At 70.6% G+C, this 22,745-nt stretch carries 21 protein-coding genes; 2 read left to right on the forward strand and 19 right to left on the reverse strand.

The genetic code is table 11. From position 1 onward, the window contains the following. Nucleotides 1-34: 34 nt before the first annotated feature. From ACQEU8_RS23535 to ACQEU8_RS23550, 4 genes are all read right to left on the reverse strand, one after another. Nucleotides 35-1,408, reverse strand: a complete 1,374-nt coding sequence (locus ACQEU8_RS23535) for a replication-associated recombination protein A (RefSeq protein ID WP_433104250.1) — start codon at nt 1,406-1,408, stop codon at nt 35-37. Between the two features lie 91 nt (nt 1,409-1,499). Continuing rightward, nucleotides 1,500-2,135: a vitamin K epoxide reductase family protein gene (locus tag ACQEU8_RS23540; RefSeq protein WP_433104252.1), complete on the reverse strand. Its 636-nt coding sequence runs from the start codon at nt 2,133-2,135 to the stop codon at nt 1,500-1,502. 69 nt (nt 2,136-2,204) lie between these two features. Further along, nucleotides 2,205-3,467 (reverse strand): histidine--tRNA ligase, encoded by a 1,263-nt coding sequence (hisS, locus tag ACQEU8_RS23545; protein ID WP_433104254.1) that lies wholly within the window; start codon nt 3,465-3,467, stop codon nt 2,205-2,207. An 11-nt stretch (nt 3,468-3,478) separates the two neighbouring features. After that, nucleotides 3,479-4,222, reverse strand: a complete 744-nt coding sequence (locus ACQEU8_RS23550; protein ID WP_433104256.1) for an MBL fold metallo-hydrolase — start codon at nt 4,220-4,222, stop codon at nt 3,479-3,481. 225 nt (nt 4,223-4,447) lie between these two features. Here ACQEU8_RS23550 and ACQEU8_RS23555 point away from each other — a divergent pair, with 225 nt between their 5' ends. Continuing rightward, entirely contained in the window at nt 4,448-5,257 is an 810-nt protein-coding gene (locus tag ACQEU8_RS23555; protein ID WP_433104258.1) for a peptidylprolyl isomerase, read from the forward strand. Nucleotides 5,258-5,431: 174 nt separating this feature from the next. Further along, the gene (locus ACQEU8_RS23560) at nt 5,432-6,661 is read left to right on the forward strand and encodes a DUF349 domain-containing protein (RefSeq protein WP_433104260.1); all 1,230 of its coding nucleotides are present in this window, start codon (nt 5,432-5,434) and stop codon (nt 6,659-6,661) included. A gap of 245 nt (nt 6,662-6,906) precedes the next feature. Here ACQEU8_RS23560 and ACQEU8_RS23565 read toward each other — a convergent pair whose 3' ends face one another. The 15 genes from ACQEU8_RS23565 to pgsA form a co-directional block, all read right to left on the reverse strand. Continuing rightward, nucleotides 6,907-9,492 carry a RelA/SpoT family protein gene (locus ACQEU8_RS23565; protein ID WP_433104262.1) on the reverse strand — a complete coding sequence of 862 codons (2,586 nt, stop codon included), beginning with the start codon at nt 9,490-9,492 and terminating at the stop codon, nt 6,907-6,909. A 164-nt stretch (nt 9,493-9,656) separates the two neighbouring features. Beyond that, nucleotides 9,657-10,223, reverse strand: a complete 567-nt coding sequence (locus ACQEU8_RS23570; RefSeq protein ID WP_433108666.1) for an adenine phosphoribosyltransferase — start codon at nt 10,221-10,223, stop codon at nt 9,657-9,659. 13 nt (nt 10,224-10,236) lie between these two features. Next, complete coding sequence (gene secF / locus ACQEU8_RS23575; protein WP_433104264.1) at nt 10,237-11,406, reverse strand: protein translocase subunit SecF; 1,170 nt, start codon at nt 11,404-11,406, stop codon at nt 10,237-10,239. Nucleotide 11,407: 1 nt separating this feature from the next. After that, complete coding sequence (secD, locus tag ACQEU8_RS23580; RefSeq protein WP_433104266.1) at nt 11,408-13,228, reverse strand: protein translocase subunit SecD; 1,821 nt, start codon at nt 13,226-13,228, stop codon at nt 11,408-11,410. A 136-nt stretch (nt 13,229-13,364) separates the two neighbouring features. Continuing rightward, nucleotides 13,365-13,907 carry a preprotein translocase subunit YajC gene (gene yajC / locus ACQEU8_RS23585; RefSeq protein ID WP_433104268.1) on the reverse strand — a complete coding sequence of 181 codons (543 nt, stop codon included), beginning with the start codon at nt 13,905-13,907 and terminating at the stop codon, nt 13,365-13,367. 164 nt (nt 13,908-14,071) lie between these two features. Then, the gene (gene ruvB / locus ACQEU8_RS23590; protein WP_433104270.1) at nt 14,072-15,130 is read right to left on the reverse strand and encodes a Holliday junction branch migration DNA helicase RuvB; all 1,059 of its coding nucleotides are present in this window, start codon (nt 15,128-15,130) and stop codon (nt 14,072-14,074) included. Between the two features lie 4 nt (nt 15,131-15,134). Continuing rightward, a complete protein-coding gene (gene ruvA / locus ACQEU8_RS23595; protein ID WP_433104272.1) occupies nt 15,135-15,758 on the reverse strand; it encodes a Holliday junction branch migration protein RuvA in 624 nt (207 codons plus the stop codon). Beyond that, nucleotides 15,755-16,315 carry a crossover junction endodeoxyribonuclease RuvC gene (ruvC, locus tag ACQEU8_RS23600; protein WP_433108668.1) on the reverse strand — a complete coding sequence of 187 codons (561 nt, stop codon included), beginning with the start codon at nt 16,313-16,315 and terminating at the stop codon, nt 15,755-15,757. Before ruvC ends, ruvA begins: the two co-directional genes overlap by 4 nt. Before the next feature lie 181 nt (nt 16,316-16,496). Continuing rightward, nucleotides 16,497-17,249: a YebC/PmpR family DNA-binding transcriptional regulator gene (locus ACQEU8_RS23605; protein WP_433104274.1), complete on the reverse strand. Its 753-nt coding sequence runs from the start codon at nt 17,247-17,249 to the stop codon at nt 16,497-16,499. A 59-nt stretch (nt 17,250-17,308) separates the two neighbouring features. After that, a complete protein-coding gene (gene pdxT, locus ACQEU8_RS23610; RefSeq protein ID WP_433104276.1) occupies nt 17,309-17,899 on the reverse strand; it encodes a pyridoxal 5'-phosphate synthase glutaminase subunit PdxT in 591 nt (196 codons plus the stop codon). A gap of 143 nt (nt 17,900-18,042) precedes the next feature. Continuing rightward, nucleotides 18,043-18,981: a pyridoxal 5'-phosphate synthase lyase subunit PdxS gene (pdxS, locus tag ACQEU8_RS23615; protein WP_433104278.1), complete on the reverse strand. Its 939-nt coding sequence runs from the start codon at nt 18,979-18,981 to the stop codon at nt 18,043-18,045. 230 nt (nt 18,982-19,211) lie between these two features. After that, nucleotides 19,212-19,772 carry a hypothetical protein gene (locus ACQEU8_RS23620; RefSeq protein ID WP_433104280.1) on the reverse strand — a complete coding sequence of 187 codons (561 nt, stop codon included), beginning with the start codon at nt 19,770-19,772 and terminating at the stop codon, nt 19,212-19,214. Nucleotides 19,773-19,793: 21 nt separating this feature from the next. Then, nucleotides 19,794-20,966, reverse strand: a complete 1,173-nt coding sequence (locus tag ACQEU8_RS23625) for a glycosyltransferase family 4 protein (RefSeq protein WP_433104282.1) — start codon at nt 20,964-20,966, stop codon at nt 19,794-19,796. Further along, nucleotides 20,963-21,919, reverse strand: coding sequence for a phosphatidylinositol mannoside acyltransferase (locus ACQEU8_RS23630; RefSeq protein WP_433104284.1), 957 nt, complete (start codon nt 21,917-21,919; stop codon nt 20,963-20,965). Before ACQEU8_RS23630 ends, ACQEU8_RS23625 begins: the two co-directional genes overlap by 4 nt. Continuing rightward, complete coding sequence (pgsA, locus tag ACQEU8_RS23635; RefSeq protein ID WP_433108670.1) at nt 21,916-22,629, reverse strand: phosphatidylinositol phosphate synthase; 714 nt, start codon at nt 22,627-22,629, stop codon at nt 21,916-21,918. Before pgsA ends, ACQEU8_RS23630 begins: the two co-directional genes overlap by 4 nt. Nucleotides 22,630-22,745 lie beyond the last annotated feature (116 nt).

Consider the following 22,745-nt stretch of genomic DNA (forward strand, 5'->3'; position numbering starts at 1 on the left):
GGGGAGGGCGCCCTCGTGCCCGCCGTTCCCGGGGCTACTCGCCCTCCCCGCGCTCCCCCCGCTCTCCACGGAGGCGGGCGCGGACGCGGTCGGCGATGTCGGCGTAACGGGCCTCCGCGCCGTACCGGGTGGGCTCGTAATAACGGCGCCCGTGCACCGCGTCCGGCGCGTACTGCTGCGCGGCGATACCGCCCGGCAGATCGTGCGGGTACTGATACCCCTGCCCGTGCCCCAGCTTCTGCGACCCCTTGTAGTGGCTGTCCCGCAGGTGCGGCGGTACGGGCCCGGCGAGCCCGGCCCGTACGTCCGCGAGTGCCGCGTCGACAGCGAGGTAGACCGCGTTCGACTTGGGCGCCAGGGCGAGCGCCACCGTGGCCTGGCTCAGCGTGATCCGCGCTTCGGGGAAACCGATCATGGCGACGGCCTGCGCCGCGGCGACAGCGGTCTGGAGCGCGGTGGGATCCGCGAGTCCGATGTCCTCACTCGCGGAGATCATCAGTCGCCGAGCGATGAACCGCGGATCCTCCCCGGCCTCGATCATCCGCGCGAGGTAGTGCAGCGCGGCGTCCACATCGGAGCCCCGGATCGACTTGATCAGCGCGCTGGCCACGTCGTAGTGCTGGTCACCGGCGCGGTCGTACTTCACCGCAGCGCGGTCGACGGCCTCCTCCACGGAGGCCAGCGAAACGGTGCCCTCGCCCTTGGCGAGGGCCGCGCCCGCGCCCGCCTCCAGCGCCGTCAGCGCACGCCGCGCGTCGCCGCCGGCAATCCGCAGCAGATGGTCCTCCGCCTCCTCGGGGAGCGTCACCTGCCCCGCCAGGCCGCGCTCCTCCGCGACGGCGCGGCGCAGTAGTTGGCGGATGTCGTCGTCGGTCAGCGGCTCCAACGTCAGCAGCAGGGAGCGGGAGAGCAGCGGCGAGATCACCGAGAAGTACGGGTTCTCGGTGGTGGCCGCGATCAGCGTGACCCAGCGGTTCTCCACCGCGGGCAGCAGGGAGTCCTGCTGGGCCTTGCTGAAGCGGTGGATCTCGTCGAGGAAGAGGACCGTGTCCTTGCCGTAGGCGCCGGAGGCACGGCGGGCCCCGTCGATGACGCTGCGTACTTCCTTGACCCCCGCGGTGATTGCCGAGAGTTCCACGAACCGCTTGTCGGTGGCCTGGCTGACGACGTACGCGAGGGTCGTCTTTCCGGTGCCGGGCGGGCCCCACAGCATCACGGACGAGGTGCCGGCCGGGCCGCCGCCGCCCTCCCCCACCAGCCGACGCAGCGGGGAGCCGGGGCGCAGCAGATGCTGCTGCCCCACGACCTCGTCCAGGGTGCGCGGCCGCATCCGTACGGCGAGGGGGCTGGCGGACGGATCCTTGGCCTGGCGTTCCTCTGCTGCTGCGGTGAAAAGATCGGGCTCCACACCGGAAACCCTAAGTCAGCGCTCTGACAACCGCGCCGCCCGCGGCGTTCACCGCGGGCGCGGGGAACTCAGCCGCCTCGCGGACCCGGAATCAGCTGGTCCAGAAGTCCCACCAGCGGGTGAGCACCAGGATGCCGATCACTCCGATGTGCAGTACCGGGATCACCCACGGGAACTCGTCGGCGAAGCCGCGTACCGCCGCCGGGGCCGGCAGGAAGCCGTTGCGGACATTGTGCGCGGTCACGTACCAGAACATGATGATGGTCGCTACCCAGGCCAGGCAGCACCACAGGCACAGGTTCCCGATGGTGTACAGCGACTGGTACTGGAGCCAGGTCACGAAGCCGACGCCGAACAGGCAGCCCGCGTTGAACGTCAGCCAGTACCAGCGCGGGAAGGCGGTCCGGGTGAGCAGGGTGACGCCGACGCAGATGACGATGCCGTAGGCCACCAGCCCGATCATCGGGTTCGGCGCGCCGAAGGCCGAGGCCTGATCGCTCTCCATGATGTTGCCGCAGGAGACGACCGGGTTGATGCTGCACCCCGGCTTGAAGTTCTTGTCCTCCAGCAGCTTGAACTTGTCCAGCGTGATGACCCAGGACGCGAGCAGCCCGGCGGCGCCGGTGACGATGAGCATCCAGGCGAAGGCCCGGCTCGCGCCGACGGCACCCCCCTTCGGATCGTCCGCGCCCACCTGCGCCTCGTCGAGGGGTGCCGTCGTCGTCATAGCCTTTTTCGTCCCGTCATCTGGTCCATGGCCGGTACGGGCCACATTCTGCCCCAACTGGCCGTACGGTCACCGCAGCTTGGCCCGCACTTCGGCCACCACCCGATCGAGTGCCACGGCCGTCTGCTCGCCACTGTCGAGGTCCTTGAGCTGGGCCACGCCCTCGGCCAGGTCGCGCTCGCCGAGCAGCATTGCGAACCGGGCGCCGGAGCGGTTGGCCGACTTCATGGCGTTCTTCATGCCCTTGCCGCCGTACGCCAGGTCCGCCGCGACGCCTTCCCGGCGCAACTCGGTGACCAGGCGGAACAGCCGACGGCGCGCCTCCTCGCCGATCGGTACGGCGAACAGCTCGGTGGCCGCGGGCAGTTCGAGCTCGATCCCCTCGGCCTCCAGCGCCAGCACCGTACGGTCAACGCCCAGGGCCCAGCCGACCGACGGCAGCGCGGGGCCGCCGATCATCTCCGAGAGGCCGTCGTACCGGCCGCCGCCGCCGATGGCCGACTGCGAGCCGAGCCCGTCGTGGACGAACTCGAAAGTGGTACGCGTGTAGTAGTCGAGACCGCGTACCAGCCTCGGGTCGTCCTCGAAGGGCACGCCCGCCTCGGTGAGCAGCCCGCGCACCTCCTCGTGGAACGCCTTGCACGCCTCGCACAGGTGGTCGCGCATCATCGGCGCGCCCGCCAACTGCCGCTGCACGCTCTCGCGCTTGTCGTCCAGCACCCGCAGCGGGTTGATCTCGATCCGGGTCCGGGTGTCCTCGTCCAGGTCGAGCCCGCGCAGGAAGTCCTGGAGCGCGGCCCGGTAGACGGGACGGCAGGTGCGGTCGCCCAGCGAGTTGAGCAGCAGCCGGAAGCCGGTCAGCCCCAGCGAGCGGTAGGCGTCGTACGCCAGGATGATCAGCTCGGCGTCCAGCGTCGGGTCCTCGGTGCCCAGCGCCTCGGCGCCCACCTGCGAGAAGTGGCGGTAACGGCCCTTCTGGGGGCGCTCGTAGCGGTAGTACGAGCCCGAATACCACAGCTTCACCGGGAGGTTGCCCGCCTTGTGGAGGTTGGCCTCCAGCGCGGCCCGCAGCACCGAAGCGGTGCCCTCGGGGCGCAGGGCCAGCTCGTCGCCGCCCTTGGTGGTGAGGGTGTACATCTCCTTGGTCACGATGTCGGTGGACTCGCCGACACCGCGCGCGAACAGCTCGACGCTCTCGAACCCGGGGGTCTCCACATAGCCGTAGCCGGACCTGCGCAGCGGCGCGGCAATGGCCTCGCGCACGGCGAGGTACTTCGCGGAGTCGGGCGGCAGCAGGTCGTAGGTGCCCTTGGGGGCCTTGTAGGTGCTCACGTGGCTTCTCGTCACATTCCTCGTCGCGGGGTGGCGGCGGCGTCGGTGCCGCCACCTCCCGGGCCGTGCTCCGCCACCTGTCGCAGGAACGGGTTGGTGGCGCGCTCACGGCCGATGGTCGTCTGCTGCATGTGCCCGGGCAGGACCACGGTCTCGTCCTCCAGCGGCAGGCACACACGCGCCAGGGACCGGAGGATCTCGTCCGGGTCGCCGCCGGGCAGATCGGTGCGTCCGATGGAGCCGGGGAACAACAGGTCGCCCGAGAACAGCACCGGCGGGCACCCCTGATTTCCTGAGGTGGCGGCCTGTTCGGGCATCCGGAAGGTCACCGACCCCTTGGTATGGCCGGGCGCGTGCGCGACGGTCAGCTCCAGACCCGCCAGGTTCAGCACCGCGCCGTCGGACAGCTCCTCGACGTCGTCCGGCTCGCCCACCGTCAGCTCGCCCATCAGGGGCTGCCCGATGGTCATCCCCAGCGCCTTCTCCGGGTCGCTCATCATGTAGCGGTCCGCGGGGTGGATCCAGGCGGGTACGTCGTGCGAGCCGCAGACCGGGACGACGGAGGCGACGTGGTCGATGTGGCCGTGCGTGAGGATCACCGCGACCGGCTTCAGCCGGTGCTTGGCGACGGCCTCCTCGACGCCCTGCGTGGCCTGGTGGCCCGGATCGATGATCACGCACTCCTCGCCGGCAGCGGGGGCGACCAGATAACAGTTGGTCCCCCAGGCTCCGGCGGGGAACCCGGCAACGAGCACGATCGTCCTTCATTCGTCCGACAGCGGGGGAGGCGACGCGGCCGAGCGGGCCCGTCGCCGGTCAGGCAGCTGCCAGCCTACCGGCGCGGGTCCGCGCGGGGCGAACCCGTAACGGGCCGGGCGAACCCGTGAGGGCGGCGTATACGGTACGTGAGGTCCCGCAGGTACGACGCCTCGCGACGCCTCGCCAGACGCCTCACCAGACGCCTCGAAGGAGACGAGACCGTGGTCAGCAGTGAGCAGCGCAGAAAGCAGCTCGCCCGTGAGAAGTACGAGCGGCAGCTCAAGCGGCGGGAGGCGGCCCGCCGCAAGGCCCGAATACGCAATATCTCGATCACCCTCGGGCTGGTGATCGTGCTGGCCGCCGGTGGGGCCTACGCCGCCTCGGGCGGGCTCAACGGCGACAAGGACAAGAAGGACGCCGCCGACAAGGCCGCCGCGAAGCCCTCCCCGAGCAAGGCCCCCGACCCCTGCGAGAAGCCCGCCAAGGGCAAGCCGACCGGCGAGAAGTGGAAGAAGGAGCCGGCCATGAAGGTCGACAAGTCGGCTTCGTACACCATGCGGCTGAGCACCACCTGCGGCGAGATCGACTTCACCATGGACGCCGACAAGGCGCCGCACACGGTCAACTCGTTCAACTTCCTGGCGGGCGAGAAGTTCTTCGACCACACGCCCTGCCACCGGATGACCGAGCAGCCAGGCCTCAGCGTGCTGCAGTGCGGCGACCCGACCGGCAGCGGCAGCGGCGGGCCCGGCTACGAGCTGCCCGACGAGAACCTCAAGGGCGCCCAGTATCCGGCGGGCACCGTCGCGATGGCCAACAGCGGCCCGGACACCGGCGGCAGCCAGTTCTTCCTCGTCTACAAGGACAGTAAGCTCCCGCCCAACTACACCCCGTTCGGCAAGGTCTCCGACTCCGGGATGAAGGTGCTGAAGAAGATCGCCAAGGCCGGGGTGACCCCGATGCAGGCCGAGGGCGACGGGCGGCCGAACGCCACCGTGGTGATCGACAAGGCTACGGTCCGTAAGTCCTGACAAACCGGCCGTCGCCGCCCGCGCGGTACCGTTCCGGAACCGCTTCCGACCGGCAATTCGCCGCTCGCCGGATGCGGACAGCGCGGGCGCCGGTCGCCTATGTTGGCTGTGACGAGAAACGTGGACGATGCCGGGGGGCCGCAGCCCTCCCAGGCATCTTGTGGAGGAGGCGCTGTGAGCAGCGACCCGTGGGGCCGCGTCGACGACGCGGGGACTGTGTACGTGCGTACGGCGGACGGCGAGAAGGTCGCCGGGTCGTGGCAGGCGGGCTCGCCCGACGAAGCCCTCGCCTACTTCAAGCGCAAGTACGACGGTCTGGTCGTGGAGATCGACCTGCTTGAGCGCCGGGTGAAAACCACCGATCTGTCGGCCAAGGACGCCACCGCCGCGATCGACCACCTGCGCGAGCAGGTCGACGCCCACAACGCGGTCGGCGACCTCGACGCGCTGCGGGGCCGGCTCGACCACCTCACCGAGGTCGTCGAGCAGCGCCGCGAGGAGCGCAAGGCCCGCAAGGCACAGCAGGCCGAGGAGGCGCGCCGCGCCAAGGAGGAGCTGGTCGCCGAGGCCGAGGAGCTGGCACAGAGCGAGCAGTGGCGAGCGGCCGGTGAGCGGCTGCGGGCGCTGGTCGACACCTGGAAGGGCCTGCCGAGGCTGGACCGGAAGAGCGACGACGAACTCTGGCACCGCTTCTCGCACGCCCGCTCGGCGTTCTCCAAGCGCCGCAAGGCGCACTTCGCCCAGCTGGACGCGCAGCGCGAGGAGGCACGGCAGCGCAAGGAGAAGCTGGTCGCCGAGGCCGAGGCGCTCTCCGGCTCGCGGGACTGGGGCCCCACCGCCGCCAAGTACCGCGAGCTGATGCAGGAGTGGAAGGCCGCGGGCCGGGCGCAGCGGGAGCACGAGGACGACCTGTGGGCGCGGTTCCGCGGCGCCCAGGACGTCTTCTTCCAGGCCCGCAGCGAGGTCTTCGCCGAGCGCGACAGCGAGCAGCGGGAGAACCTGGCGCGCAAGGAGGAGCTGGCCGCCGAGGCGGAGAAGCTGCTGCCGATCAGCGATCTGAAGGCCGCCCGGAGCGCCTTCCGCGCCATCAACGAGCGCTGGGACGCCATCGGCCATGTGCCGCGGGACGCGCGGCCGAAGATCGAGGGCCGGATGCACGCGGTGGAGCGCGCCATCCAGGAGGCCGAGGAGGCCGAGTGGCGCCGCACCAACCCGGAGGCGCGAGCCCGTGCCACCGGGCTCGCGGGCCAGCTCCAGGACGCGGTGGACAAGCTCCACGCCCAGATCGACCAGGCCCGCGCCGCGGGGAACACCGCCAAGGTCGCCAAGCTGGAACGCGAACTGGAAGGCCGGCAGGCCCTGTTGGACCAGGCCCTGAAGGGCCTCCAGGAATTCGGCGGCTGACCACCGCGTTGCGGGGCGCCGAACGCTTCGGCTGAGGCCGCCTCATTTTCCGCCGGACCCTCGCCGTCGTGGTTGCGCACCGTCGCGGCGGACAAAGGTGTGGGGGCTCCGCCCCCACACCCCCACCGGATGCTGGACCGAGGGCCCGGGGGCGAAGCCCCCGATCAATTCCCGCCGCGACGGCGCGCAACCACAGCGGGCGAGGGTCCGGCGGAATCAATGACGCGCCCCGCCACAACGTTCGGCTATTGAGGCCTGCGCGCGGAGGTGACGCGGTACACGTCGTACACGCCCTCCACGCCACGCACGGCCTTCAGGACGTGCCCGAGGTGCTTGGGGTCGCCCATCTCGAAGGTGAAGCGGGAGATGGCGACGCGGTCGCGGGAGGTCTGCACGGCGGCCGAGAGGATGTTGACGTGCTGGTCGGACAGCACCCGGGTGACGTCGGACAGGAGGCGGGAGCGGTCCAGGGCCTCCACCTGGATGGCGACCAGGAAGACGGAGGACTGGGTGGGCGCCCACTCGACGTCCAGGATCCGCTCCGGCTCCCGAGTGAGGGAGTCGACGTTGACGCAGTCGGTGCGGTGCACCGACACCCCGTTGCCGCGGGTGACGAACCCGATGATCGGGTCACCCGGCACCGGCGTACAGCAGCGGGCCAGCTTGACCCATACGTCCGAGCCCGCGCCCTTGACGACAACGCCCGGGTCCGCGGTGGAACGGCGCCGCGTGCTGCGCGCCGGCATCGGGGGCGCGGTCTCGGCGATGTCCTCCTTGGCCTCGTCCTCGCCGCCGAGCGCCTGCACCAGCTTCTGGCAGACGTGCTGCGCTGAGACATGGCCCTCACCGATCGCCGCGTACAGCGCGGAGATGTCGGGGTAGCGCATCTCGTGGGCGAGGGTGACCAGCGAGTCGCCGGTGAGGATGCGCTGGATGGGCAGGTTCTGCTTGCGCATGGCCCGCGCTATCGCGTCCTTGCCCTGCTCGATGGCCTCGTCGCGGCGCTCCTTGGTGAACCAGGCGCGGATCTTGTTGCGGGCGCGCGGTGACTTGACGAAGCCGAGCCAGTCCCGGGAGGGGCCGGCGCCGGATGCCTTGGAGGTGAAGACCTCCACGGTGTCACCGTTGTCGAGGGTCGACTCCAGCGGCACCAGGCGGCCGTTGACGCGGGCGCCGATGGTGCGGTGGCCGACCTCGGTGTGCACGGCGTAGGCGAAGTCGACCGGGGTGGCGTCCGCCGGGAGCGCTATGACGTCGCCCTTGGGGGTGAAGACGAAGACCTCGTTACGGGAGAGGTCGAAGCGCAGGGATTCCAGGAACTCGCCGGGGTCCTCGGTCTCCTTCTGCCAGTCGAGCAACTGCCGCAGCCACGACATGTCGTTGACGTGGTCGTCGCCCTTGCCCGCGCTCTTGGGCACGTCCGTGCGCACCTTGGAGGTGCCGGCGACGGCCTGCTGCTTGTACTTCCAGTGCGCCGCGATGCCGTACTCGGCGCGGCGGTGCATGTCGAAGGTGCGGATCTGGAGTTCGACGGGCTTGCCGCCGGGGCCGATGACCGTCGTGTGCAGCGACTGGTACATGTTGAACTTGGGCATCGCGATGTAGTCCTTGAACCGCCCGGGAACCGGGTTCCAGCGGGCGTGCACGGTGCCCAGCGCGGCGTAGCAGTCGCGGACGGTGTCCACCAGGACGCGGATGCCCACCAGATCGTAGATCTCCGCGAAGTCCCGGCCGCGGACGATCATCTTCTGGTAGACGCTGTAGTAGTGCTTGGGCCGCCCGGTGACGGTGGCCTTGATACGGGCCGCACGCAGATCGGCCTGGACCTCGTCGGTGACGACCGCCAGATACTCGTCCCGCTTCGGCGCCCGCTCGGCGACGAGCCGGACGATCTCGTCGTACATCTTGGGGTAGAGGATCGCGAACGCGAGGTCCTCCAGCTCCCACTTGATGGTGTTCATGCCCAGCCGGTGGGCGAGCGGCGCGAAGATCTCCAGCGTCTCGCGGGCCTTCTGCTCCTGCTTGGACCGCTTGAGATAGCGCATCGTGCGCATGTTGTGCAGCCGGTCGGCGAGCTTGATGACCAGGACACGGGGGTCCTTGGCCATCGCGACGACCATCTTGCGCACCGTCTCGGCCTGCGCGGCCTCGCCGAACTTGACCTTGTCCAGCTTGGTGACGCCGTCCACGAGGAGGGCCACCTGGTCGCCGAAGTCACGGCGCAGGGTGTCGAGCCCGTACTCGGTGTCCTCGACGGTGTCGTGCAGCAGGCCCGCCATCAGCGTCGCCGGGTCCATGCCCAGCTCGGCGAGGATCGTGGTGACCGCGAGGGGGTGGGTGATGTACGGGTCGCCGCTCTTGCGCTTCTGGCCGCGGTGCCAGCGCTCGGCGACCTGGTAGGCGCGCTCGATCTGGCGCAGCGTGGAGGACTCGATCTTGGGGTCGTTGCTGCGCACTATCCGCAGCAGCGGCTCAAGGACGGGATTGAACGGGCTGGAGCGCTGCACCCCGAGGCGCGCCAGACGGGCACGTACGCGGTTGGAGGAGCCGGAGCGGCCCGAGACCCCGGAGACGGCCCGGGCGGGCGCCACACGCTCCCGAGCGCCGTTCTCGGCGCCCTTGCCGCCCCGGCCGGGGGCGCTGTGCGAGGTGCCGGGCTGCTTCGCGGAGCCGTTCGCGGAGCCGTCGGCGGTACGGGAGCGGCCGGTGCCCTCGCTCCTCGAGGGCAGCCCGCCGTTGGCCGCCGCGCCGGACCGGCGCTGGGCCGCCTTGCCGGCGGCCTCCGCTTCCTGACGCTGAGCGGCGGTGAGCTGCTGGGCCTCGTCTGGCAAGAGCACTCCTCGGTGGACCCCGGTCGGACTGCCATGGTAGCCACCCCGGCCACGCCCGGCTCTCCCGGACCGAACCGCGAAGGCGGCCACCCTTTCATCGTGAACGTATCGGGTGGCCGCCTTATGCCGCTCCTGCCGCCGGCCGCACGGGGCGGCCGGTGGCCTCAGACGGTGACGAGGGTGTCGAGCGGCGCACCCGCCAGGGCGCGCTCCACCCGTTCCCGGCCCGCCAGGAAGCCGAGCTCCAGCAGTATGGCCACGCCCGCGACCTCGGCACCGGTGCGCCGGATGAGCTGGACGGAGGCCTCGGCGGTGCCGCCGGTGGCCAGCACATCGTCGATCACCAGCACCCGGTCACCCTCCGTGAACCCCGCGGCGTGCACCTCGATCTGGGCGCTGCCGTACTCGAGGTCGTACGTCTGGGAGAGCGTGGCGCCGGGGAGCTTGCCGGACTTGCGTACGGGCACGAAGCCGATGCCCGCGCGCACGGCGGCGGGGGCACCGAGGATGAAACCGCGCGCCTCCAGCCCGACGATCTTCGTGGCCCCGTGCCGCTCGGCGAGGCCCGCCAGCACGTCCGTGAGGACGGAGAACGCCTTGGCGTCGGCGAGCAGCGGGGTGATGTCCTTGAACAGCACCCCCGGCTTGGGGTAGTCGGGCACGTCGTGGATCCGGCTGGTGAGCAGTTCCCGTACGTCGGCGGGGACCAGCGGGGTCGCCGCCGACTCCATCGCGCTCACCGGCTCACCTGCGCTTTCCGGACGGCCTGCCGCGACCCCGGCCGCGGGAGGGTGGCTGGCGCCGCTGTCCGGCGACCCCGGCACCGGCCGCCGCTGGACCGCCGCCGCGGCCGTTGTCCACGGTGACGGAGGGGCGGACACCGCCGCCGTCGTCACCCGGCGGCTCGTCGCCCTCCTCGTCGTCCGGCTCGTGCGCCTCGCGCTGGGCGGCCTTCAGGCGCTTGGTGTGCACCCGCCTGGCGAGGGCCTTCATCTCGGGCTGGCGCTCCTTGAAGTCGGCGACCAGCGGGGTCGCGATGAAGATCGAGGAGTACGCACCGGCGGCGAGACCGACGAACAGGGAGAGCGCGATGTCGTTGAGCATGCCGCCGCCGAGCATCCCGCCACCGATGAACAGCAGACCCGCGACGGGCAGCAGCGCGACGACGGTGGTGTTGATGGAGCGCACCAGCGTGCTGTTGATGCTTCGGTTGGCGATCTCGCTGAAGGTGAACTTGGTCTGCTTGGTGACGTTCTTGCTGCCCTCTCTCAGGCCGTCGAAGACGACGACCGTGTCGTAGAGCGAGTAGCCGAGGATCGTCAGCAGACCGATCACGGTGCCTGGTGTGACCTCGAATCCGACGAGTGAATAGACACCGACGGTGATGGTGATGTCGTGGATGAGCGCGATGAGCGCGGCGAGCGCCATCCGCCACTCGAAGGCGATGGCGAGATAGATCACCACCAGGATCATGAAGATCCCGAGCCCCTGCCACGCCTTGTTGGCGATCTGCTCACCCCAGCTGGGGCCGACCAGCTGGGCGTCGATCTTCTCCGCGTTGACGTTCAGCTCCTGGGCCAGCTCCTCCTTGACCTTGGTGGAGGTGTTGGTGTCGACGCTGGCGATCTGTACGCGCTTACCACCGTCGCCCAGCTCCTGGACGATGGCCGTGTGCCCGGAGACCTTCTCCGCCGCGTGCGTGGTCTGCTCCACGGAGGCGGCGGTCTTGGGCGTGGTGAAGACGGCCCCGCCCTCGAACTCGATGCCCATGTTCAGGCCGCGGACGGCGAGGGCGGCGATGGCCGTGATGGTGATCAGGATCGAGAGGCCGTACCAGACCTTGCGGTGCCCGACGAAGTCGTAGCCGACCTCACCGCGGTACAGCCGGGCGCCGAGACTGCCGAGACGGGACACCTCAGACCTCCTTCGGGTCGGTGCTGACGGTGCGGCGGCCGCGCCGCAGAGGTGGCCTGGCTCCGAGCCGCTTGGGATCGAGGCCGGACCAGGGGTGCCCGTCGGCGAAGAACCTCCTGCGGGCGAGCAGCGTCATGACCGGCTTGGTGAAGAAGAAGACCACGACGACGTCGAGCGCGGTGGTCAGGCCCAGCGTGAACGCGAAGCCCTGCACCTTGCCGACCGAGACGATGAACAGCACCGCGGCGGCGAGGAAGGAGACGAAGTCGGAGACGAGGATGGTGCGCCGGGCGCGCGGCCAGGCCCGCTCCACGGCGGGCCGCAGTGTGCGGCCCTCACGCACTTCGTCTCTGATGCGTTCGAAGTAGACGATGAACGAGTCGGCGGTGATACCGATCGCGACGATGGCACCGCAGACGGCCGGCAGGTTGAGCGCGAAGCTCATCGCCGGGCCCAGCAGCGTCATGATCGTATACGTCAGGATCGCGGAGACGATCAGGCTGAGGATGGCGATCAGCGAGAGCCCGCGGTAGTAGGCGACCAGGTAGACGACCACCAGGGCGAGGCCGATGGCGCCCGCGATGAGACCCGCTTGCAGCTGGTCACTGCCGAGGGCTGCGGTGACGGTGGTGACGTCCGACTCCTCGAAGGTCAGCGGCAGCGCACCGTAGGACAGGATGTTGCCCAGATCCTCCGCGGACTCCTGGGTGAAGCTGCCGGAGATCTCCGCGTTGTTGGTCAGCCGCTGGTTGACGGTCGGCGCCGACTGGACCTCGCCGTCCAGCGCGATGGCGAACTGGTTCTGCGGCTGCGGCTTCTTGCGCAGCTTGTCGGTGATGGCGCCGAACTGGTCGGATCCCTTGTCGTTGAACGACATCTGGACGATCCACTGACCGCGTTCCTGGGCGAAGACCGCCTTGGCCTTGCTGACGTTCTTGCCCTGCACGGCGACCGGGCCGAGCGCGTACTTGATCGGGTCCTTCGCGTCACAGGCGACGATCGGCTCGGAGCCCTTGGTGTTCGCGGCCTTCTCGCTGGCCTTGGCCCGGGCTTCCTTGGTGCTGCAATCGAGCGCGGTCAGCTGCTTGGCGAGTGCGGCGGGAACCCCGGGGGCCTGGGGCTGCTGCGGCGGCACCGTGGGCGGCGGGGTCTTCTTCTTGCCGCCGGGGTCGCTGGGCTGCGGGGTGGGGCTCTTGTCCGTCTTGGCGGCGTTCTTGGCCGTCAGCCCCTCGGTGACGGCGCGGCCCTGGCCGTCGGCGGACGGCGAGGCCGACGGCGAGGAGGAGGGCTCCGCCTTCTCGTCCTGGCCGCTCTTGCTCTTGTCGTCCTGCTTGCCCTTGCCGTCCTGGCCGCCCTGCTTGCCGGCGCTGCCGGACTTGCCGGGGTTGGGCTTCTGCTTCTGCGGCTTCTCGGCCTGCGCCAGCGTCAGCACCGGGCGGAAAGCGAGCTGCGCTGTGGTGCCCACCTGTTCGCGCGCCTGCTTGGAGTTGGTGCCCTTGGGGATGTTGACGATGATGTGCCGGTCGCCCTGGGTCTGGACCTCGGACTCGGTCACACCAAGACCGTTGACGCGCCGCTCGATGATGCCGACGGCCGTTTCCATGTTGGTCTTGTTGATCGCGTTGGGCTTGCCGGGCTGGTTCTGCGCCTCGAGCGTGATGCTGGTGCCGCCCGCCAGGTCGATGCCCAGCCTGGGCGTCTTGTGCCCCGAGGCGAACATCCCCACGATCAGCCCGGCCGTGATCACCAGAATCAGCCCTAGGGCGCGCCACGGCCTCCCCTGGGCGCCGGAGGCCCTGCGACCCCTCTTCGGTGCTGCCACCTTCTCGTCTCTCCCTGTCCAACCGCCCGTGCCGCCCCGCGAGTTCGGCCGGGCGCGGCACAGCGGCGCGCGAAGTGGTCTGTGGACGTGCTACGCCGCCGGACCCGGTCTCTCCCCCAGTCCGGCGGCGCTGACCTTACTTGGAGTCGGCGTCCTCGTCCCGCTTGGCGTCCTTGGCCTCGGCGGTGTCGGCCTTCGCCCCGTCCGTCTTCGGCTCGTCGGACGCCTCGGTGGACTCCTCGCCGTCCTTGTCGTCGGCCTTCGGCTCGGCGGCGTCGGAGCCGTCGGCGTCCTTCTTCCCGAGGTCGAGCTTCGCGTCGGAGGGAGCGTCCTCGTCCCTGGTCAGGGCGGAGGCGTCGTCCGGGACCACAGTGTCGACGTCGAACTCGTCTCCCTCCGGACCGTTGGTGATGCGGTCGAACTCCTCGTCGGAGAGGACGGCACCGATGGCGTTCTTGGCGAAGAGCGCGTGCGTGCCGGGCTCGATCTCCACGAGGACGCTGTCCTCGCGGATCTCCTTGACGACGGCGTACATGCCCCCGATGGTGCGGATGCCCGTGCCAGGCTGCATCTGGTCACGCATCTGCGCGGCCTGACGCTGCTTCTTCTTGGCGGAGCGAGTCATCAGGAACATGGCCCCGATGATCACAATGAACGGGAGCAGAGCAATAGGATCCACGGCGGAAGATATTCCTTCGCATGGCCGCGTCTCAGCGGCCTGGGTATTCGGGGTGGGCAAGCCTCCGCAAAGGGAGGGCGTCGGCGGAGTCTAAGCGAGCCTTCGCCGATGGAACAACGTCAAGCATGGCACCGAGGTTCCTGACCCGACGAGTCTCCGCGCCGTCACGCTCCGAACAGGCCCTGTTGCCCTGACCCTCCGGAAGCCGGCCGCGAGGACTGCTGGGGCGGGGTGAGCCCCAGGTGAGCCCATGCGGCTGGAGTGGCCACGCGACCACGAGGAGTACGGGCCAGCAGTCCCTCACGTACGAGGAACGGCTCGGCCACCTCCTCCACTGTCTCACGCTCCTCGCCAACCGCGACGGCAAGCGTGGAAAGCCCGACGGGACCGCCGCCGAACAGCTTCAGCAGCGAGCCGAGCACCGCGCGGTCGAGCCTGTCGAGGCCGCGCCCGTCCACCTCGTAGACCTCCAGCGCGGCGGCGGCCACCTCACGGGTGATGACGCCGTCCGCCTTGACCTGCGCGTAGTCCCTCACTCTGCGCAGCAGCCGGTTGGCGATCCGTGGCGTACCCCGGGAGCGCCCGGCGATCTCCACGGCGCCCTCCGGATCCGTACGCACCTCCAACAGCTCCGCGGACCGGCGTACGACCTGCTCCAGCTCCGCCGGCTCGTAGAACTCCATGTGCGCCGTGAACCCGAAGCGGTCCCGCAGCGGCGGCGGCAGCAGCCCGGCCCGGGTGGTGGCACCGACGAGCGTGAACGGCGGCAGCTCCAGCGGGATGGCCGTGGCCCCCGGCCCCTTGCCGACGATCACATCGACGCGGAAGTCCTCCATGGCCATGTAGAGCATCTCCTCCGCCGGACGGGACATCCGGTGGATCTCGTCCAGGAAGAGCACCTCGCCCTCCTGGAGCGAGGAGAGGATTGCCGCCAGGTCGCCCGCGTGCTGGATGGCGGGCCCTGAGGTGATCCGGATGGGGGCGCCCATCTCCGCGGCGATGATCATCGACAGTGTCGTCTTGCCGAGCCCGGGCGCGCCGGACAGCAGCACATGGTCGGCGGTGCCGCCGCGCGCCCGTGCGGCGCGCAGCACGAGGTCGAGCTGTTCGCGCACCTTGGGCTGCCCGATGAACTCGCCCAACTGCTTGGGGCGCAGTGCGGCCTCGACGGCCTGCTCGTCACTCTCGACCTCGGCGTCGACGAGCCGTTCCTCGGAGCTCATGGCGTCACCGTGCCCGGTTCAGCGACTGGAGGGCGGCCTTCAGCAGGACCCCGACCTGCGGCTCACCACCGTCCGCGACCACCGCCTCGGCCTGCGGGGCCACCGCGGCGACGGCGTCGTCCGCCTCCTTGGCCGCGTACCCCAACCCGACCAGCGCGGCGTGGAGTTGCTCCTGCCACCCGGCGGCGGCCCGCGCGGCGGTGCGCGAGGCGGGCACCGTGCCCAGCGGCTGGCCGAGCCGGTCCTTCAGCTCCAGCAGCAGCTTCTGCGCGCCCTTCTTCCCGATGCCGGGCACGGCGGTCAGCGCTTTCTCGTCCCCGCCGGCGACGGCGAGCCGCAGCGCGTCGGGAGTGTGCACCGCGAGCATTGCCTGGGCCAGCCGCGGGCCAACGCCGCTCGCGGTCTGGAGGAGTTCGAAGATCTGCCGCTCGTCGTCGTCCGCGAAGCCGTAGAGGGTCAGCGAGTCCTCCCGTACGACCAGCGAGGTGGCGAGCTTGGCCGGCTCGCCCATGCGCAGCCCGGCGAGCGTGCCGGGCGTGCACTGGACCGCCATGCCGACCCCGCCGACCTCGATCACGGCGGAGTCGGGGCCGAGCGCGGCGACGGGTCCCGAGACGGAGGCGATCATCGAACGGTGCCCTTCCTGGGGTGCTGCGTACGTGCTGCGGGGGCGGACTGCCGTGCGGCGACAGCCTGTTGGAGCCGGTTCTGCGCCGGGCCGCGCCAGATGTGGCAGACGGCGAGGGCGAGGGCGTCCGCGGCGTCGGCGGGTTTCGGCGCGGCCGTCAGCCCCAGCAGGCGCGTCACCATGGCACCGACCTGCGCCTTCTCGGCTCGGCCCGAACCGGTGACGGCGGCCTTGACCTCACTGGGGGTGTGCAGCGCGACGGGCAGCCCGCGCCGGGCCGCGCACAGCATGGCGACGGCACTGGCCTGAGCGGTGCCCATGACGGTGCGGACGTTGTGCTGGCTGAACACCCGTTCCACCGCGACTGCTTCGGGACGGTGTTCGTCCAGCCACTCCTCCAGCCCGCGCTCGATCAGCACCAGCCGCTCGGGGATCTCCGCCTCGGCGGGCGTACGGATCACGCCGACGCCCGCCATGGTCAGCCGCCGCCCCGCGACACCGTCGACCACGCCGATGCCGCAGCGGGTCAGCCCGGGATCGACCCCCAGCACACGCAATGCCATCCCCCTCTCCCGGTGTGCCCTGTGCAACCGTGCCTGTGTTCCCGCAGGTTATCGGGAACCTCTGACAGCAGCGGCAGCGCCGACGGCCCGGCGGAACGTGTCTCCGCCGGGCCGTCTCTTACGGGACTGTGCCGGGCGCCCCATAAGGGGCAACCTCGCCAGAACAGGTCACCGCTTACGCGTCGACCTTCGCCATCACATCGTCGGACACATCAAAGTTCGCGAAGACGTTCTGCACATCGTCGCTGTCGTCCAGCGCGTCGATCAGCTTGAAGATCTTGCGCGCGCCCTCCTCGTCCAGCTCGACCTGCATGCTGGGGACGAAGCTGGCCTCGGCCGAGTCGTAGTCGATACCGGCGTCGACCAGAGCGGTGCGCACGGCGACCAGGTCGGTGGCCTCGCTGATCACCTCGAAGCTCTCGCCGAGGTCGTTGACCTCCTCGACGCCCGCCTCCAGCACGGCGCCGAGAATGTCGTCCTCGGTGCGGCCGTTCTTCGGGACGATGACGACGCCCTTGCGGTTGAACAGGTAGGAGACCGAGCCCGGGTCGGCCATGGAGCCGCCGTTGCGGGTCATGGCGACCCGTACGTCGGAGGCCGCGCGGTTGCGGTTGTCGGTGAGGCACTCGATCAGCACGGCGACGCCGTTGGGCCCGTAACCCTCGTACATGATCGTCTCGTAGTCGGCACCGCCGGCCTCGAGGCCCGCGCCGCGCTTGACCGCGCTGTCGATGTTCTTGTTGGGAACCGACTGCTTCTTCGCCTTCTGAATGGCGTCGTAGAGGGTCGGGTTGCCCTCCGGGTCGGCACCGCCCATCCGGGCCGCGACCTCGATGTTCTTGATCAGCTTCGCGAAGAGCTTGCCGCGCTTGGCATCGATCACGGCCTTCTTGTGCTTGGTGGTAGCCCACTTAGAGTGGCCGGACACAGCCTCGCTCCTTCACAGTCCCAACTTCATCCCGACGCGGAGATCCTACCGTCAGCAACTCAGTGTGCTGCCCGCACCATCTCCGTGAACAGCGCGTGCACCCGCTGGTCGCCGGTCAGCTCCGGATGGAAGGCGGTGGCCAGCAGATGCTGCTGTCGGACGGCCACCGGGTGGCCGTCGTAGGAGGCCAGCGTCTCGGCCGCCGCGCCCGTCGACTCGACCCAGGGGGCGCGAATGAAGACACCCTCCACAGGGCCGCCGGGGACGGCCGGCATGTCGAGGGCCGCCTCGAACGACTCGTTCTGGCGTCCGAACGCGTTGCGGCGGACGATCATGTCGATACCGCCGATGGTCTCCTGCCCGGAGCGGGGGTCGAGGATCTTGTCGGCCAGCATGATCATGCCGGCGCAGGAGCCGTACGCGGGCATCCCCTCGGACACCCGCTCGCGGAGCCGGTCCATGAGGCCGAACGTGACGGCGAGCTTGCTGATCGTGGTCGACTCGCCGCCGGGGATGACGAGGCCGTCGACCGCGTCGAGCTCTTCGGGGCGCCTGACCTGTACGGGGTTCGCCCCCGAGGCCTTCAGGGCCGCCAGGTGTTCGCGGACGTCGCCCTGGAGGGCGAGTACGCCGATCGTTGGCACAGACACTGTGCGGGTCCTTCTTCGTTGCGGGACGCCTGCGCGGGGCGGGCGGGTGCGGTGGATGGACGGGCGCCGCCCTCTGTGGGCACCCGTGCCGCCCTACGGGACGGTCCGGGCGCCCACAGAGGGCGTGTGCTCCGCTGCCGCTGTCACCAGCCGCGGCTGGCGTAGCGCTCCGTTTCCGGGAGGGTGTCGCAGTTGATGCCGACCATGGCCTCGCCCAGCCCGCGGGAGGCGTCGGCGATGATCTTGGGGTCGTCGTAGAAGGTGGTGGCCTTCACGATGGCCGCGGCGCGCTTGGCCGGGTCGCCGGACTTGAAGATGCCGGAGCCGACGAAGACGCCCTCCGCACCGAGCTGGCGCATCAGCGCGGCGTCCGCCGGGGTGGCCACGCCGCCCGCGGAGAACAGGACGACCGGCAGCTTGCCCGCCACCGAGACCTCCTTGACCAGCTCGTACGGCGCGCGCAGTTCCTTGGCCGCCGCGTAGAGCTCGTTGTCGTCCAGGACGGTCAGCTTGCCGATCTCGTTCTTGATCTGGCGCATGTGGCGGACGGCCTCGACGACGTTGCCGGTGCCGGCCTCGCCCTTGGAGCGGATCATGGCCGCGCCCTCGGCGATCCGGCGCAGGGCCTCACCCAGGTTGGTGGCGCCGCAGACGAAGGGCGTGGTGAAGGCGAACTTGTCGCTGTGGTTGACCTCGTCGGCCGGGGTGAGGACCTCCGACTCGTCGATGTAGTCGACACCGAGCGCCTGGAGAACCTGGGCCTCGACGAGGTGACCGATCCGGGACTTGGCCATCACCGGGATCGAGACGGCGTCGATGATGCCCTCGATCATGTCGGGATCGGACATCCGGGCCACGCCGCCGTCCTTGCGGATGTCGGCGGGCACACGCTCCAGCGCCATGACGGCGACGGCACCCGAGTCCTCGGCGATCTTCGCCTGCTCCGGTGTGACGACGTCCATGATCACGCCGCCCTTGAGCTGCTCGGCCATGCCCCGCTTGACGCGGGCGGTGCCGGTCTCGGGGCGCTGCGCCGCGGCGGACGCCGCAGTGGACTCAGTGGCGGTGGACGGAGTTGACACGTTCGACCTCGCTGCAGGGGTGATGTTCGACGGGACCTTCAGGTCAGGTCCTCAATCAGCCTGCTCGAACGGGCGCCCTGCGAAAAGGGCCAATCGCCGGGCTGTGGCCTGCATTGCTGCCCTCTTCCGGCCGGATCACCTCCGTTTCGGCCCGGAGCAGCCCGCGCGTTTCGGCCCGGAGCAGCCCGCGCCCGGAGCAGCCCGCACCGCCGGCCCAGGGGCACCCGCCGTCAGCCGTCCGCGGCATGCCCCCGGTCGGCCAGCACCGGCGGTGGCTCGTCGTCCATTTCGAACGCCAGCGGCGAGGGCGCGTGGCCGGCCAGCCGGAACCAGCGCACGGTCCGGTGGCTCCGCAGCGCCCGCGCAGCCCGTACGGCGTCGTTGTGGAAGCGCCGCGCCATGGGCACCCTGCGGACCGCCGCGCTCAGCTCGCCAGCCGTCTCATGGCCGCCCGGTGCCTCCCGTACGGCCTCCAGCTGTGCGCTCTCGGCGAAGACGGCCCGCAGAGCCTGGCTCAGTTCGCTCTCGGCGACCTCACGCTGCTCCTCCTCGGCCTGCCGGGCCCCGTGCGCGGCCTGGTAGAGCACCATCGAGGCGGCAGGGTCCAGGACTCCCGCCGTGGCGAGCTCCTGGGCGATGGAGGCGCGGCGCAGCAAGGTGGCGTCCAGCGACGCCTTGGCCGCGTCGATCCGCGCGTGCAGCCGGTCCAGGCGCCCGGCCGTCCAGCTCAGGTAGACGCCGACGAGCGCCAGCGCGACGACGATCCAGATGACTGTGGTGAGGGTCGGCATCGTAGGTATCGGTCCTAGGGTTCAGTCCCGGGCGAGACCGAACCGGGCCCACAGCCCGGTGCGCTCGTCGGGTGCGACAGAGGCGGCACCGTCCGTGACCGTCTCGTACACGGCGAGGATGTCGGCACCGACGGTGGACCAGTCGAACCGCCGCACATGCCGGGTGCCGCGCTTGCACAGGTCGGCGCGGCGTCCGGGGTCGGCGAGGAGGCTTATGGCGGAGGCGGCCAGTGCGTCGGCCTGCTCGACGGGGAACAGCTCGCCCGCCGCTCCCCCGTCCAGCACCTGTTCGAAGGCGTCCAGGTCGCTGGCGAGCACCGGAGCACCGGCCGACATGGCCTCCACCAGGATGATCCCGAAGGACTCGCCGCCGGTGTTGGGCGCCACGTAGAGGTCGACGCTGCGCAGCAGCCGGGCCTTGTCCTCGTCGCTGACCATGCCGAGGAACTCCACCCTCTCCCGCATGGCGGGCGGCAGCTGGGCGACCGCCTCCTGCTCGTCGCCCCGCCCCGCGACCAGCAGCCGGGTGCCGGGAAGCTCCGCCAGGATCGCGGGCAGCGCCTTCATCAGCACCGGCAGGCCCTTGCGGGGCTCGTCGATCCGGCCGATGAACCCGATCGTGTGACCTTCGGGGCCGCCCTGCCACTCCGGCTTGGGCTCGGCGTCGGCGAAGAACCCGACATCGACCCCGTTGGGGATGGTGACCGCGTCCCCGCCCAGGTGCTCGACCAGGGTGCGGCGCGCGTACTCGCTCACCGCGATCCGGGCGCTGATCTTCTCCAGTGCGGGCTGGAGGATCGGGTACGCCGCGATCATCGCCCTGGAGCGCGGGTTGGAGGTGTGGAAGGTCGCGACGATGGGGCCCTGCGCCGCCCAGCACGCCAGCAGCGCCAGCGAGGGCGTGGCCGGCTCATGGATGTGCAGCACGTCGAAGTCGCCCTCGTGCACCCAGCGGCGCACCCGGGCCGCCGAGAGGAAGCCGAAGTTCAGCCGGGCCACCGAGCCGTTGTACGGCACTGGCACGGCACGCCCCGCCGAGACGACGTAGGACGGCAGCGGGGTCTCGTCGTCCGAGGGCGCCAGCACGGACACCTGGTGGCCCAGCCGGATCAGATGCTCGGCCAGGTCGCGGACGTGGAACTGGACGCCGCCGGGCACGTCCCACGAGTAGGGGCAGACGACGCCGATCCTCATCCGGGCCCCCGCTCGCCCGCGTCCGTTGCCTCGCCCGGCGCCGGGCCCCTGCCCGGGGCCGGATCCAGATCGGCGAGCCAGAAGCGCTGGAGCATGTGCCAGTCCTGCGGGTGCTCGGCGATGCCCGCGGCGAAGGTGTCGGCAAGGGTCTGCGTCATCGCCGCGACCCGCTCCCTGCGCCCCGCGAGGTCCGGCACCGGGACCGGCTCGTGGACCCTGGCCTTCATCCGCGGCGGCGCCTCGTACCAGAGCGTCACCGGCATCAGCAGCGCCCCGGTCTGCTGGGCCAGCAGTGCGGGGCCCGCGGGCATCCGGGTGGCCTCACCGAAGAACTTGACCTCGATCCCGCTGGCGGACAGATCGCGGTCGGCGACCAGGCAGACGAAGCCGCCCGCACGCAGCCTGCGCGCCAGCGTGCCGAACGCGGAGGCGCCACCGTGCGGCAGCACCTCCATGCCCAGGCTCTCCCGGTAGGCGACGAACCGGTCGTAGAGGCTCTCCGGCTTGAGGCGCTCGGCGACCGTGGTGAAGGGCGTACGGGTCGCGGCCACCGCCCAGGCGCCCGCCAGGTCCCAGTTGGCCATGTGCGGCAGCGCGAGTATGACGCCGCGCCCGGAGGCGAGCCCGTCGGTGAGCCGGTCCAAGTTCTCGACGTCGACGCTGTCGAGGATGTGCTGCTCGCTGTAGGCGGGCAGCCGGAAGGACTCCATCCAGTAGCGCAGATACGAGCGCATCCCGGCCCGCGAGAGCTGCCGCAGATGGGCGGGGGACGCGTCCGGCACCACCCGGGCGAGGTTGGTCTCCAGCCGGGTGACGCCCTTGCCGCGGCGTCGCCAGACCGTGTCCGCGATCCGGCGGCCCAGCGCCTCGGCCGCGGGTTCGGGCAGCTTTTTGACGCCCGCCCAGCCCAGCCCGTAGAGCGAGTCGGTGAACCGGTCACGCAGCGCGCTCAAGCGGTCCTCCCCTTCTCCTCCGCCTCGTCCCCGGCGACGGTCTCCCGCTCCCCCGCCGCGGCCTGCGACTCCTCGGCCGCCGCGACCTCCGCGGCCTCACGCCGCACCGTCACCACCCGCTGACCGAGGGTGACGGCGCTGCCGACCGCGACCACCCACAGGGCGATCGGCAGCAGTACGCCGATGTGCGGGACGCTGAAAGTGACCTCGAAGCCTGAGAAGCCCGCCAGCACCAGCGTGATCACCAGCCGCTCGGACCGCTCCACCAGCCCGTTCACATTCACCGGCAGCCCGATGCTCTCGCCACGCGCCTTGGTGTACGAGACGACCTGGCCGCTCGCCAGGCAGAACAGCGTCACCGCGCACAGCACCAGGTCGTCGCCGCGGCCCGCGTACCACAGCGCGATCCCGCCGAAGACGGCCGCGTCCGCCACCCGGTCCAGCGTCGAGTCGAGGAAGGCCCCCCACCGGCTGGAGCGGCCCAGTTGCCGCGCCATGTTGCCGTCCACCATGTCCGAGAAGACGAACAGCGTGATGACGACAGTGCCCCAGAAGAACTCCCCAAGCGGGTAGAAGATCAAGGCTCCCGCCGTCACTCCGACGGTACCGACGATGGTCACGGCGTCAGGGCTCACGCCCCGGCGCAGCAGCAGCGCGGCAAACGGCGAGAGGACACGCGTGAAGAAAGCACGCGCGTACTTGTTCAGCATGACCGTCCCTGGTACGTCGAGGGCGAGCCGGATGACGGTGTGGCCACCGGGTGGCCCATCGTAGTCACGCGGCAGCACCACACGGCGCACACGGTCGGGTAGTGCCGTGTTCCACG

This window comes from Streptomyces sp. CA-250714 (genome assembly GCF_050936705.1).
In the GTDB taxonomy this organism is placed as follows: domain Bacteria; phylum Actinomycetota; class Actinomycetes; order Streptomycetales; family Streptomycetaceae; genus Streptomyces.